Source organism: Flexivirga sp. (assembly GCF_051955415.1).
In the GTDB taxonomy this organism is placed as follows: Bacteria; Actinomycetota; Actinomycetes; order Actinomycetales; family Dermatophilaceae; genus Flexivirga.
In genome coordinates, this window is sequence record NZ_JBQCGS010000107.1 from 1 (window position 1) to 12,797 (window position 12,797).

At 67.8% G+C, this 12,797-nt stretch carries 11 protein-coding genes and 1 pseudogene; 1 reads left to right on the top strand and 11 read right to left on the bottom strand.

The features are described from left to right. From ACTHL4_RS17345 to ACTHL4_RS17365, 5 genes are all read right to left on the bottom strand, one after another. On the bottom strand, positions 1–442 hold a 442-nt coding region (locus tag ACTHL4_RS17345; protein WP_440284020.1), incomplete at its 3' end, for a hypothetical protein. 280 nt (positions 443–722) lie between these two features. After that, the gene (locus ACTHL4_RS17350) at positions 723–1,439 is read right to left on the bottom strand and encodes a VIT1/CCC1 transporter family protein (RefSeq protein ID WP_440284021.1); all 717 of its coding nucleotides are present in this window, start codon (positions 1,437–1,439) and stop codon (positions 723–725) included. Beyond that, complete coding sequence (locus ACTHL4_RS17355; RefSeq protein WP_440284022.1) at positions 1,436–1,744, bottom strand: 4a-hydroxytetrahydrobiopterin dehydratase; 309 nt, start codon at positions 1,742–1,744, stop codon at positions 1,436–1,438. Before ACTHL4_RS17355 ends, ACTHL4_RS17350 begins: the two co-directional genes overlap by 4 nt. An 85-nt stretch (positions 1,745–1,829) precedes the next feature. Further along, positions 1,830–2,474, bottom strand: coding sequence for a response regulator transcription factor (locus ACTHL4_RS17360; protein ID WP_440284023.1), 645 nt, complete (start codon positions 2,472–2,474; stop codon positions 1,830–1,832). Further along, complete coding sequence (locus ACTHL4_RS17365; protein WP_440284024.1) at positions 2,462–3,697, bottom strand: sensor domain-containing protein; 1,236 nt, start codon at positions 3,695–3,697, stop codon at positions 2,462–2,464. Before ACTHL4_RS17365 ends, ACTHL4_RS17360 begins: the two co-directional genes overlap by 13 nt. Positions 3,698–3,920: 223 nt before the next feature. Here ACTHL4_RS17365 and ACTHL4_RS17370 point away from each other — a divergent pair, with 223 nt between their 5' ends. Continuing rightward, positions 3,921–6,056: an MMPL family transporter gene (locus ACTHL4_RS17370; protein ID WP_440284025.1), complete on the top strand. Its 2,136-nt coding sequence runs from the start codon at positions 3,921–3,923 to the stop codon at positions 6,054–6,056. A gap of 81 nt (positions 6,057–6,137) precedes the next feature. Here the strand turns inward: ACTHL4_RS17370 and ACTHL4_RS17375 are convergent, their stop codons facing one another. From ACTHL4_RS17375 to soxR, 6 genes and pseudogenes are all read right to left on the bottom strand, one after another. Then, positions 6,138–7,307: an ABC transporter ATP-binding protein gene (locus ACTHL4_RS17375; protein WP_440284026.1), complete on the bottom strand. Its 1,170-nt coding sequence runs from the start codon at positions 7,305–7,307 to the stop codon at positions 6,138–6,140. Continuing rightward, positions 7,304–8,323, bottom strand: coding sequence for an ABC transporter ATP-binding protein (locus tag ACTHL4_RS17380; protein ID WP_440284027.1), 1,020 nt, complete (start codon positions 8,321–8,323; stop codon positions 7,304–7,306). Before ACTHL4_RS17380 ends, ACTHL4_RS17375 begins: the two co-directional genes overlap by 4 nt. 5 nt (positions 8,324–8,328) lie before the next feature. Then, entirely contained in the window at positions 8,329–9,294 is a 966-nt protein-coding gene (locus ACTHL4_RS17385) for an ABC transporter permease (RefSeq protein WP_440284028.1), read from the bottom strand. Positions 9,295–9,299: 5 nt separating this feature from the next. After that, complete coding sequence (locus tag ACTHL4_RS17390; RefSeq protein ID WP_440284029.1) at positions 9,300–10,310, bottom strand: ABC transporter permease; 1,011 nt, start codon at positions 10,308–10,310, stop codon at positions 9,300–9,302. An 85-nt stretch (positions 10,311–10,395) separates the two neighbouring features. Beyond that, positions 10,396–12,156, bottom strand: a pseudogene (locus ACTHL4_RS17395) (ABC transporter substrate-binding protein). A gap of 16 nt (positions 12,157–12,172) precedes the next feature. After that, a complete protein-coding gene (gene soxR / locus ACTHL4_RS17400) occupies positions 12,173–12,646 on the bottom strand; it encodes a redox-sensitive transcriptional activator SoxR (protein ID WP_440284030.1) in 474 nt (157 codons plus the stop codon). Positions 12,647–12,797: the final 151 nt, after the last annotated feature.

Genomic DNA, 12,797 nt, shown 5'->3' on the forward strand with positions numbered 1-12,797 from the left:
GCGTGATGACGGTGTTCTTGCGGTGCTGGCAGGCGTCGGCCACGGCCGCCATCGCCCGGATCGTGCGCGGTTCGACCGGCACCCCACCGCCCTGTCCGTGCGCGGCCTGTGCGGTGAGGTGTCCGGTGATCCATTGGCTGGTGGTGGCCGCATCCGAGGGTGAGACGACACCCCGGTCGACCACGTCCGCGGCCACCAGGGTCACCACTTGCGCGGACCGCCCGTGCAACCGCAGCAGGACCGAGACCAGTTCATCTTCCTGCTCGGTGCCGAGTTGATGCACCGCGCCCGGTACCTCGTCCAACAGGTCCGCCATGGTGTGCAGCGCGGCCAACAACTCCGGTCCGCGACCGGGCGCCGCAGGTGTGACAACGTCTTCAGAACCGGTGCCCAGGTGGGAGGGCGTGAGAGGTTCGCCGGGCAGCTGTGGATCGACATCCATATCGCGAACCTCCTTACCGAGCAATGCTTTCGACGTACTTCTATTCTACTGCAGGGGGCGTGGGGAAACCTAGAGAATCATCGAACACGTTTTCGGTGAAACGTATCGATGTGCGCTGGATGGGAGACGGTGTCTGGAGAGAGGGCGGGTTCAAGAAGCGCCGCCCCTCTGCCGAGACGCTGGCGTGGCTTCCGCACTCCATCGGATGGGACAGTCGCGTCGTTTGCTGTCGCTAACCGGAAGTTCCTGCCGTCCCGACATACCACCGGCGACAGATCGGTCAGATGGCAGTCCCGACAAGACTGCCCACGCCATACGTGATCGCCATGGCCAGCAGTCCGCCGATCACGTTGCGCAACACCGCCGGCCGGGTCGGTGCCTCACCGAGCCGGGCACTCGTGGCGCCGGTCAGCACCAGCGCGACGGCCACCGCGAGGAAGCAGATCGGCACCCGCCAGTCGGGCATCGGCAGCAGGATCGCGATCAGCGGGATCAGCGCACCGATGGTGAACGCGACGAATGACGCCCCGGCCGCGTGCCATGGGTTGGTCAGCTCGTCCGGAGCGATGCCGAGCTCTGCCTCGGCGTGCGCGCCGAGTGCGTCGTGCTCGGTGAGTTCATGGGCGACCTGCGCGGCGAGCTCGCGGCGCAGCCCCTTGGCCTGGTAGATCTGGGTGAGCTCCTCGAGCTCCTCCTCGGGCAGCTCGTGCAGCTCCTGCTTCTCCTTGCGCAGCATCGCGCGCTCGCTGTCGCGCTGTGTGCTCACCGAGACGTATTCGCCTGCGGCCATTGACAACGCACCGGCCACGAGGCCGGCGATGCCCGCGATCGCGATGTTGCTGCGGTGGGTCGTGGCGCCGGCCACGCCCGCCACGATGCCGGCGACGCTGACGATGCCGTCGTTGGCGCCGAGCACCCCGGCACGCAACCAGTTGAGGCGGCTGCTGAGCGAGTCGTCCTGCAGCTCGCCCTCGTGCGGCTCCACGGATGCGGTCACGAACTCACCTGCGCACCGGTTCCGCCGGCCGCTTCGGTGATCCGGTGGGCCAGCTCGATGTCGAGCTGGGTGATGCCGCCTTCGCTGTGCGTCGACAACGTCCAGCGAATGGTCGTGTAGGAGATCTCGATGTCCGGGTGGTGGTCCATGTCCTCGGCGTCGGCTGCCACCAACCGGACGAACTCGATCCCCGCGGCGAACGACGGCGCCTGGTACTCCGACCGGATGGCGTCGCCGTCGCGCGACCAGCCGTCCAATGCGGCCAACTGTCGGGTGACTTCTTCTTCGGTGAGTAGTCTGGACATGTCTTCGAGCCTGCCCTGTCCGGGACGCGTTGTCCACGCAGGAAAGGCTTCGATGACCGGCGGCTGGGCGCGCGAAGTGGGCGGGTCAACCGTTGAGGTAGGCGAGGACCGCCAGCACGCGCCGGTTGTCGTCGCTGGAGACGGGCAGGTCCAGCTTGCTGAAGATCGCGTTGGTGTGCTTGCTGATCGCCTTCTCCGTCACGAAGAGGCTCGCCGCGATGGCGACGTTGGACCGGCCCTCCGCCATCAGACCGAGCACCTCGCGCTCGCGGTCGGTGAGCCGGTCCATCTTGCTGCCCTTCGGACGGCCGGCGATGAGGTGGCGGACCACCGTCGGATCGAGCACCGTGCCACCGTCGGCGACCTGGCGGACGGCTTCGATGAAGGCGCCGACGTCGGAGACACGGTCCTTGAGCAGATAGCCCACGCCGCCGTCACCGTCCTCCAGAAGCTCCCGGGCGTAGAGATTCTCGACATACTGCGACAGCACGAGTACGGGCAAACCGGGTTGTTCTCGGCGGGCATTGATGGCGACGCGCAAACCCTCGTCGGTCAGCGTCGGCGGCATCCGCACGTCGACGATGGCAATATCGGGGGAGTGCTCCCGCAGCGCACGCACCAGGCTCGGCGCGTTGTCCGCGGTCGCGACGACGTCGATGTCGTGCGCGGCGAGAATGCGCTGCAGACCATCGCGCAGCAGCGCGTGGTCCTCACCGATCACTGCCCGCACGGCACCTCCATGGTCACGATGGTCGGGCCGCCCGGCGGGCTCGACACCACCATCGTGCCGTCGAACACCGCGAGCCGTCCCGCGACCCCTTGCATCCCGCTGCCGCGGCGGTCGGCGCCGCCGACACCGTCGTCGCCCACGACGAGGTGAATGACCTCCTCCGGACAGGTGATGCTGATCCAGCCCGCGGTGGCGTGGGCGTGTTTGCCGATGTTCGCCAGGCACTCGGCGACGCTGAAGTACAGTGCCGACTCCAGCGGCGGCGGCAGCTGCTTCGGCGGATGCAGGTCGAGCTCGAAGTCGATGGGCAGGTCGAGGGCGACGGCTCGCACTGCATCGGCCAGCCCTCGATCGGCGAGCACCGGCGGGTGTATGCCGCGCACGACCGACCGGATGTCCTGCAGTGCGTCACCGGAGTTGTCGCGGGCCTCCACCAACAGTCGTCGGGCGGCCTCCGGGTCCTTCTCAATGAGTTCGGCAGCCAGACCGAGATTCATCCCGAGCGCCACCAGCCGGGCCTGGGCGCCGTCGTGCAGATCCCGCTCGACCCGACGCAGTTCGGCGGCGGCCGCGTCTGCGCCCTGCGCACGTGACGAGGTCACCTGCTCGACCCGTCGGGCCAGCACTGCCTGCCGGGAGAGCCCGAGCAGGTAGGCGTCCAGGCCGAAGCGCCACCGCGCGATCGGTTTGACGGTGAACCACCAGAGCAGTGCACCGATGACGAACCCGGACGCCGAAACCGCAACCGCAGCAGAGGTTTCCGTCACACGTAGCGAGTCGCCGTACGGGGTGTCGAAGACGTCCGGCAGTCCCTTCCACAGGCCGAACCAGACGATGGACCAGATCGGGTAGCAGAACAGCGCGATGGTCAGCACCGACAAGGTGAAGCCCAGCGTGCTGGACACCATCTCCCAGAGCAGGTCACGCCAACGGGCCGGGTCACCGGCCCACCGCTGCACGCGGCTGATGACTCCGAGGCCGCGGGTGTCGCGATATTCCTGCACCACGGGCTCTCGCAGCACGACCCGCGCCAGGCCGCGCTGGCCGATCGCGAGCAGCCGAGAGGCGGGGACAGCGACATACAGCAGCAGCAGTCCGACGCCCAGCGGAGCCGTGACCGTGCCGACCAGGGTGAGCACCAGCATGGCGAGCCCCGGGGCGGCCAGGAGTATGGCGACGAAGTGGGCCAGCATGATCTGCGGACGGTCGGCAGTGCGTTTCACGAGACCCATCCTTCCCTGCCGGAACCGGCCGCGCAGGCGGGCGAGCTCCACCGGTGGAGGTGGTGCTGGCCCCACCTCAAGTGTGGTGCTGCCGGCACTGACTTCTCCCTCTGGTGCGACAAGTGTTGACCACGGTCGGGATTCACCCGGCCGGAAGTCACAACAGGGAGGGGTCGCCACCGTGAAAAGGGCTGGGGCCACACTGAAAATCGCCCGCTGGAGCGTGCGCCACCCATGGCGCGCCCTCGGCACCTGGATACTCCTGGTGGTTGCGGCCGTCGCCTGCGGCGCGGCGATCTCCATGCACACCACCACCGCCGGCGACTACCGCGTCGGCCAGTCGGGAGCCGCCGCAGCGCAGATCGAACGCGCCGGCCTCGACGCCCCGGACAGCGAATTCGTCGTGCTGTCCCGCACCACCGGGGCGGCCGTCGGTCCCCAGGTGCGCACTGCCGCCGACCGGATCGCAGCGGACATCCGCGGCGACAGCCACGTGCTGCGCGTCGGGCAACCTGCGGTGTCACCGGACCGGAAGCTGATGATCGTCCCGATCACGATGAAAACCGTTGCGGACGGTAAGGACCCGGACATCAGCGGCATCACCCGAGCCGTCGGCGACGCGCAACCGCGGGCACCCGGTCTGGACATCGTCCAGACAGGTGACACCTCGCTGAACGACGCCATCAACACCCGTGTCGGCAACGACCTCGGCTCGGCCGAGCTGACCAGTCTGCCGATCACCATCGGCTTGATGCTGCTCGTCTTCGCCGCGCTGATCGCGGCGGGCATCCCGGTGTTCCTGGCGATCACCAGCGTTTTCGCGACCATGGGCCTGATGGGTCCGGTGTCGTTGTTGCTGCCGATGGAACCGACGGTGACCAGCGTCATCCTGCTCATCGGGATGGCGGTGGGCGTCGACTACTCGCTGTTCTATCTCAAGCGCGAACGACAGGAACGCCAGCGCGGTCTGCGCACCGCGGACGCGGTGGAGATCGCGGCGGAGACGTCCGGTCACTCGATCGTCGTCTCGGGTGTCGCCGTGCTGGTCAGCATGGCCGGCCTCTACGTCGTGGGCGACGTCACCTTCGCCTCGATCGCCACCGGCTCCATCCTGGTGGTCGCGTTCGCCGTGTTCGGTTCGCTCACGGTGCTGCCGGCGTTGTTGACGCTGTTCGGCGGCAAGGTCGACCGGCCCCGGATCCCGTTGCTCTGGCGGCTGTCGGCGCGTATGACGCCCGGTGCGGTCAGCGGGCGGGTGCTCGGCCCGGTGCTGCGCCGGCCGCTGGCCGTGCTGCTCGTCGGCGGTGTGTTGCTGCTCGGCCTGGCGGTGCCGGCGCTGGGCATGAAGCAGCAGACCAGCAGTCTGGAGTCACTGCCGCGAGACATCCCCGCCGTCCATGCTCTCCAGCAGATCGGCGATGCGTTCCCCGGCGACGGCCCGACCGCCGCCATCGTGCTACAGGGTGACAACACGGCACAGCTGCGCAGCGAGGCCAGCTCCATTGCGGCCAAGGCGATTTCGACCGGTCACTGGAAGGCGGTCGCGGACCCGGTCAAGGTCTCCGCCGACGGCCACACGGTGGTGCTGACCGTGGGCAGCAAGGCCGGCGAAGGGTCGTTCGCTGCGGGCGACGCGGTGCGCGCACTGCGCGACCACGTGCTGCCTGCGACCGTTCCGTCCGGCACGCAGTGGGCGGTCGGCGGCAGCGTGGCGGAGAGCTACGACCAGATGCAGCACCAGTCGGAGGGGCTGCCGAAGGTCCTCGTCGTGGTGCTCGGGTTGACGCTGGTGATGATGGCGGCGACATTCCGCAGTCTGGTCGTCGCACTACTGACGACCGCCCTCAACCTGCTGTCGGTGGGTGCCGCCTTCGGTGTGCTGACACTGGTCTTCCAGCACGGCTGGGCCGAATCCATCCTGCACTTCCATTCCACCGGCGGCGTGATCTCGTGGATCCCGATCTTCCTCTTCGTGGTGTTGATGGGACTGTCGATGGACTACCACGTCTTCGTGCTCAGCCGGGTCAAGGAGAAGGTCGACGCGGGCCTGCCGCCGAAACTCGCGGTGCGCCAGGGCGTGCAGGAGACGGCCGGTGTGGTCACCAGTGCGGCCGTGGTGATGATCTCGGTCTTCGCACTCTTCGCCACGTTGTCGATGGTCGAGATGAAGGAGATCGGCGTCGGCCTCGGCATCGCGATCGCGCTGGACGCCACGGTGGTCCGGCTGGTCGTGCTACCGGCGGCGCTGTCGTTGCTCGGTCACCGCGCCTGGTGGCCGTCACGCGGCACGCGCCGGATCGCCGGCCGGCAGGTGCCGCCCGCGCCATACACCGAGCGTGAGCCGGTGCGAATGGGCTGAGGTCGGCACACAGGACGCGAGCCGCCGAACAGGCCCCTCGGGGGACCGGTTCGGCGGCTCGCGCGTGATGTCACCGCAGGATTACTGGGTGGAGAACGGCTGACCGCCGGCGTTCTCCTGGGTGTTGACCGTCGGGGCGTCCTCGAGCGCGGCGGGATCCGTCGCCGAGGCGTCCACCTCGTGGCGCTGGATCTCGCCGGAATGGATCTGTTCCGCGTAGTGGCAGGCCACCCGGTGCGAGGCCGGCACGCCGTCGATCTGCACCACCCGCAGCTGCGGGCGTTCGGTGTCGCAGCGCTCCTCCTGCCGCCACGGGCAGCGGGTGTGGAAGCGGCAGCCGCTCGGCGGGTTGGCGGGGGAGGGCAGGTCGCCGGCCAGGATGATCTGCTCGCGGCGGTCCTCGACCAACGGGTCTGGGATCGGCACCGCGGACATCAGCGCGCGAGTGTAGGGATGCAGCGGTGTGGCGTAGAGCCCGTCCGAATCCGCTTCCTCCACAAGGGATCCCAGATACATGACGCCGACCCGGTCGCTGATGTGCCGGACCACCGCCAGATCGTGCGCGATGACCAGGTAGGTCAGCCCGAACTGCTCCTGCACGTCCTCCAACAGGTTGATCACCTGAGCCTGCACCGACACGTCCAGCGCACTCACCGGTTCGTCGGCGACGATCAACTGGGGGTCGACCGACAGCGCCCGCGCGATGCCGATGCGCTGACGCTGGCCACCGGAGAACTCGTGCGGGTACTTGCGCAGTGCGGCCGCGGGCAGCCCGACCGCCTGCAACAGCTCGCGCAGTCTCGCGCCGGCGGCCGCCTTGTCCTTGGTCAGCCCGTGGGCGTGCATGCCCTCCAACAGCAAGGACTCGACGGTCTGGCGCGGGTCCAGACTCGACAAGGGGTCCTGGAAGACCATCTGCATGTCGCGCCGCTTGGTGCGCAACTCCTCGCCCTGCAGCGTCGACAGGTCGGTGCCGGCGAAGGTCACCGAGCCACCCGTCGGCTCCTCCAGGCGCAGCAGTGCGCGGCCGAAAGTCGACTTTCCACAACCGGATTCACCGACCAGGCCATAGGTCTCGCCCTTGCGGATCTGCAGCGACATACCGTCCACGGCGTAGACGTAGCCGACGGTCTTGTCGAAGATGACACCGCGCTTGATGGGGAAGTGGACCTCCACGCCCTGCGCGTCCAGCAGGACGTCGCCGCCGTCCGTGGCGGCACCCTTGTCCAGCGTCACGGTCTGCTCGCTCATGCCTCTCCTCCCGTCGGCCACGGATTGTGGCACCGCAGCGTGTGCTCCTCGACCGACGTGGAGTCCTGGTCGAGCGCGGGCGTCTGCTCCCGGCACACCTCGATCGCCCGCGAACAGCGCGGCGCGAAAGCACAACCCGACGTCCACGGGATGTTGTCGGCAACCGATCCGGGTATGGCGGCCAGCTGCTCGCTGCGCGAACCGTCCAGCCGCGGGATGGAGCCCAGCAAGCCATTGGTGTAGGGGTGCCGCGGCCGGGCGAACATCTCGTGACGAGAAGCGGTTTCGACGATCCGTCCGCCATACAGGACGTTGACCTCGTCGCACAGCCCGGCCACGACCCCGAGGTCGTGGGTGATCATGATCAGGGCGGTGCCGGAGTCGACGACCAGCTCCTTGAGCAGGTTGAGGATCTGCGCCTGGATCGTGACGTCCAGGGCTGTGGTGGGCTCGTCCGCGATGAGCAGGCGTGGCTTGCAGGCCAGCGCCATGGCGATCAGGGCGCGTTGCCGCATGCCGCCGGACAACTGGTGCGGATATTCCTTCAGCCGTCGTGACGGGTCCGGGATGCCGACCTTGTCGAGCAGGTCGCGCGACTCGGCCATCGCCGCGGACTTCTTCATCCCGCGGTGCCGTTGCAGCACCTCCGCCACTTGGACGCCGATCGAGACGACCGGATTCAGCGACGACAACGGGTCCTGGAAGATCATCGCGATGTCGCGGCCGCGCCGGTCGCGCATCTCCCGGTCGTCCAGCGTCAGCAGGTCGGTGCCGTCGTAGGTCGCCGACCCGGACACCTTGTTGCCGCGCTGCGGCAGCAGGCCCATGATGGCCAGCGACGTCACCGACTTGCCGCAGCCGGACTCGCCGACCAGGCCGACGGTCTGACCCGGTCGCACGTCGAAGGACACGCCGTCGACGGCACGGAACGGCCGCTGCCCCTTGGTGCCGAACTCCACGACGAGGTCGCGCACCGACAGCAAGGTGTCGGTCTTTGCTGGTGCTGGAGCGGTCATGCCGCTCACCTCCGGTTCCGGGGATCGAGTGCCTCACGCAGCGACTCACCCATCAGCGTGAAGCCGAACGCCACCACGACGATGCAGCCGGCCGGCCAGAAGGCCACGTGCGGTGAGATGTCGAACAGTTGCTGGGCCCTGCCGAGCATCTGGCCCCACTCGGGGGTGGAATCGTCCGGGTTGCCCAGGCCGAGGAAGCTCAGTGCTGCAGCTTCGATGATGGCGGTCGCCAGCACCAGCGTCGCCTGGACGAGCACCGGACCGAGGGAGTTGGGCAGCATGTGCCGGAAGGTGATCGACGATCGCTTCACCCCCAGCGCCCGGGCGGCGAGCACGTGATCGCTGGCCCGTTGGGTCAGCATCGACCCGCGCAACAGACGCGCGAAGATCGGCACCTGGACGATCGAGATCGCAATGATCAGCGTCCACTGCGACGGCTTGCCGAAGAGGGTCGCGACGGCGAGCGCCAGCACCAGCGAGGGCAACGACAGCATGACATCGACGATGCGCATGACGACCGAGTCGACCCAGCCACCGAACGCCCCCGCGATGGTGCCCAGCACCAGGCCGCCGAACAAGCCGGCCAGCGTGGCCAGCACCCCGACGATGAGGGTCTGGCGGGAGCCGAGGATCAGCCGGGACAAGAAGTCGCGGCCCTGGTCGTCGCCGCCCAGCGGGAAGCCGTTCTGCGAGGGCGGGATCGGCGTGGCCGGAGTGACCTGGCCGATCAGGTACTTGGTCGTGCCGTTGTGCGGTGCGATCAACGGCGCGAAGATCGCGACCAGCACGAACAGGATCGTGACCGCGGCGCCGACGAGGAAGACGGGGTTGCGCCGCAGCCGCAGCCAGGCACTGCCGATCAGGCTGAGTCCGCCGGACTCGCTGACGTGCCCGGCGTCCGGGATGTCCGTGTCACCGGCCGTCGCGGCCAGCGCGTCGATGCGGTCCTTCTTGCGTTGCATGGGGTTCATCGCACTCACCTCGTCCGGATGCGGGGATCGATGACGGCATACGCGATGTCGACGAGCAGGTTGACCAGCACATAGCCGATCGCCGCCATCGTGATCAGCACTTGCAGCACGGCGTAGTCGCGCTGGCTGAACGCCTGCGCGAGCGCGTCACCGACACCGGGGTAGCCGAAGACGGTCTCGGTCAGCACCGCACCGGTGAGCAGTCCGCCGACCTGCAGGCCGATGGTGGTGACCACCGGCAACAGGGCGTTGCGCAGGATGTGCCGGCCGCGGATGATCCGCGCCGACAGGCCCTTGGACTCGGCGGTGCGCACGTAGTCCTCGTTCATCACCTCCAGCACCGAGGCACGGGTGATCCGGAAGATCACCGCGAACGGGATGGACGCGAGCGCGATCGCGGGCAGGATCAGGTGCTTGATCGCATCCCACGAGGCATCGAACTCGCGGGTCAGCAGCCCGTCCAGCACATAGAAGTTGGTGACGCGGGTCGCGTCCAGGTCCGGGCTCTGCCGGCCGGCGACCGGCAGCCAGTTGAGCTCGATGGCGAAGACGTACTTCAGCACGAAGGCCAGGAAGAAGACCGGCACCGCGACGCCGACCAGCGACAACACGACGGAGCTGGTGTCCAACAGGCCACCGTGCCGCTTGGCGGCGAAGTAGCCGAGGGGGATGGCGGTGATCAGCGCCAGGACGATCGCGAAAAAGGACAACTCGATCGTGGCCGGCAGGCGCTGCAGGAACAACTGCATGGCATCGGTGCCGGCCTGCACCTGGATGGAGGTGCCGAAGTTGCCGTGCACCGCGTTGTCCAGGAAGTGCAGGTACTGCACCGGCAGCGGCTGGTCGAGACCGAGCGTCTTGCGCAGCGCCGCACGGGTGGCGGGCGTCGCGCGCTCGCCGAGGATCGAGTCGACCGGGCCGCCGGGCAGCGACCGCAGCCAGGCGAAGAGCAGGACGGAGACGATGAACATGACCAGGACGGCCTGCAGCAGTCGTCGCACGATGAATCTGAGCACGGGGATGGCTCCTACGAAGAGATTACGTGCGCCGGTGGCCGGCACCGAGGACTGACCACGGCACCGGCCACCGGGCGGACGAGGGCTACTTGCTGACCTTGGCGGTCCACAGGTGCTCGTCGGTCAACGGGCTCGGAGTGACGCCGGTGACCTTCTTGCTGAAGACGATCGCGGGCGGCGAGCTCGAGATCGGCAGACCCGGGAGGTAGTCCTCCATGATCTGCTTGTTGAGCTTCTCGTAGGCGGCCGCACGCTGCGACTCGTCGACGATCGAGTCGTCGTCGGCCAGCGCCTTGTGGAACGCGTCGCCCCACGGGTAGACGCCGACGCTCATCTGACCCTTCGGGTCGGAGAAGAAGCTGCCCAGGAAGTTGTCCGGGGTGTTGTAGTCACCCGTCCAACCCATCAGGTATGCCGCGGCGTTGCCGTTCTGGGTGCCGGTGACGTAACCGCCGGCCCACGGCATCGGCTTCGGGGTGACCTTGACGCCGACCGCCGCCCAGTCTGACTAGATCGCGTTGAAGATCTTGTCCGGTGCCGGCATGTAGGGCCGGGTGACCTCGGTGGGGTACCAGAAGGTGATGCTGAGGTTGGACTTGCCGGCGGCCTTCAGCAGTGCCTTCGCCTTGGCCGGGTCGTACTTGTAGGGCTTGAGCGACTTGTTGTAGCCCGCGACCGTGTCGGGCATGAACTGCGTCGCGACCGAGGCGCCGTCCGGCAGCTGCGACTTGACCAGCTGGTCCCGGTTGATCGCGTAGTAGAGCGCCTGACGGACCCGGATGTCCTTCAGGTCGGGGTCGACCTTGGCGTTGAGGCCCAGGTAGAGGATGTTGAACGCCGGGCGGATCTCGAGGTTGTCGTCCTTCTTCAGCGACGGCCAGTCGACCGGGTTGGGCAGGTCGTAACCGTCGATCTGACCGGAGGCCAACGCCTGCTTGCGGGCGGTCTCGTCGGGGATGATCGAGAAGACGATCTTCTTGACGGTGGCCTTGTCGTCACCCGCGTAGTCGTCGTTGCGGACCAGGGTGACGGTCTTGTTCGTCTTGTCGTAGGACTCGAACTTCATCGGACCGGTGCCGGTCGGGTGCGCATTGGCGTATGCCGGGTAGACGAAGCCCTGGCCCTGCGCCTTGATGCCGTTGGCGTCATACTTCTTCATCGCCGTGGGCGACTGCATGGAGAACGCCGGCAGGCCGAGCAGTGCGGGGAACTTCGAGGTGGGCCGGGCGATCTTGATCACGACGGTCGAGGCGTCCTTGACGGTGCAGCCCTGGTAGAGCTCGTCCTTGGCGCCGTTGTAGCCGCCCATGTTCGTCAGCCAGTACTCCGAGGCTGTCTGCCCGGCCTTGTTCTGGCTGTCCATCCGGGTGAAGTTCTTGCAGACCGCGTCGGCGTTGAACGGCGTGCCGTCGGTGAACTTCACGCCGGTCTTGAGCTTGAACGTCCAGGTCTTGCCGTCGGCCGACGGCTTCCAGCTGGTGGCCAGGCGCGGTGCCACCTCGGCCGTGCCGGGCTTGAAGCCGACCAGGCCCTCGAAGATCTGCCGGCTGACGCGGAACGTCTCGCCGTCGCTGGCGTAGAAGGGGTCGAGGGTGGCGGGTGCACCCGCCGCTCCGAAGTTGAGCGTGGCGTTGCTGTTGCTGGCGCCGTTGCCGGACTTCTTGGAGTCATCTCGCTTGGAACTCGCGCACGAGCTGAGCGCGAGCGTGGAGGCGGCCAACAGCGCGACGGCGGCTGTGGTCTTGGTGACGGCCATGATGATGGGACCTTCCGGTGGAGAAGAGGGTTTTGCGAACGTTACCGAGTCGCCGCTGCTCTCGCCGGGTTTCGCGCACACCGTCATCATCTCGAGATGTGAACCGTCAGGACGGCTGGTGCGGCCGCCGCAGCAACGGCGGCAGGAAGGCCGCGCCGGGTGTTTCGTTGCCGTCGGCTGCCGCGTCCTGCGGATTGGAGATGGCACATCCTCGCAAGGACAGGCACCCGCAGCCGATGCACGAGTCGAGCCCGTCGCGCAGCTTCTCCAGCGCGGCGATCTGCTCGTCCAGTCGGCCTCGCCAGTGGGTGGTGATGCGCTGCCAGTCCGCCTTCGTCGGAGTGCGGCCGTCGGGCAACCGGTTCAACTCGTCCCGGATCTCCTGCAGGGTCAGCCCGACGTGGGCTGCCGCCCGGATGAACGCCAGCCGTCGCAACACGCTGCGTTCGAACCGCCGCTGGCCACCGGAGTTGCGCTCGGCACGAATGAGCCCCTGCGCCTCGTAGTAGCGCAGAGCGGATGCGGCGAAGCCGCTGCGGCTGGCGACGGTGCCGACCGGCAGCAGGTCGTGGGTGTCCATGGACGGCTCCTTCATTCCGCGGTCGGCGAACCGGAGATTGACTTCAAGTTGACTTCAACGTAGAGGATCACATGAGCGATCCGGTGAGCCGGGGCGACGGAGCCGGACGGCCCGTGGTCAGTAGCACGGCAAAACCCTGAGACACTGATGG

Coding starts and splice junctions, on each gene's coding strand:
- ACTHL4_RS17355 (WP_440284022.1), bottom strand. CDS start 1,744: ATGTCCAGACTACTCACCGAAGAAGAAGTCACCCGACAGTTGGCCGCA.
- ACTHL4_RS17375 (WP_440284026.1), bottom strand. CDS start 7,307: ATGAGCGAGCAGACCGTGACGCTGGACAAGGGTGCCGCCACGGACGGC.
- ACTHL4_RS17380 (WP_440284027.1), bottom strand. CDS start 8,323: ATGACCGCTCCAGCACCAGCAAAGACCGACACCTTGCTGTCGGTGCGC.
- ACTHL4_RS17385 (WP_440284028.1), bottom strand. CDS start 9,294: ATGAACCCCATGCAACGCAAGAAGGACCGCATCGACGCGCTGGCCGCG.
- soxR (WP_440284030.1), bottom strand. CDS start 12,646: ATGGACACCCACGACCTGCTGCCGGTCGGCACCGTCGCCAGCCGCAGC.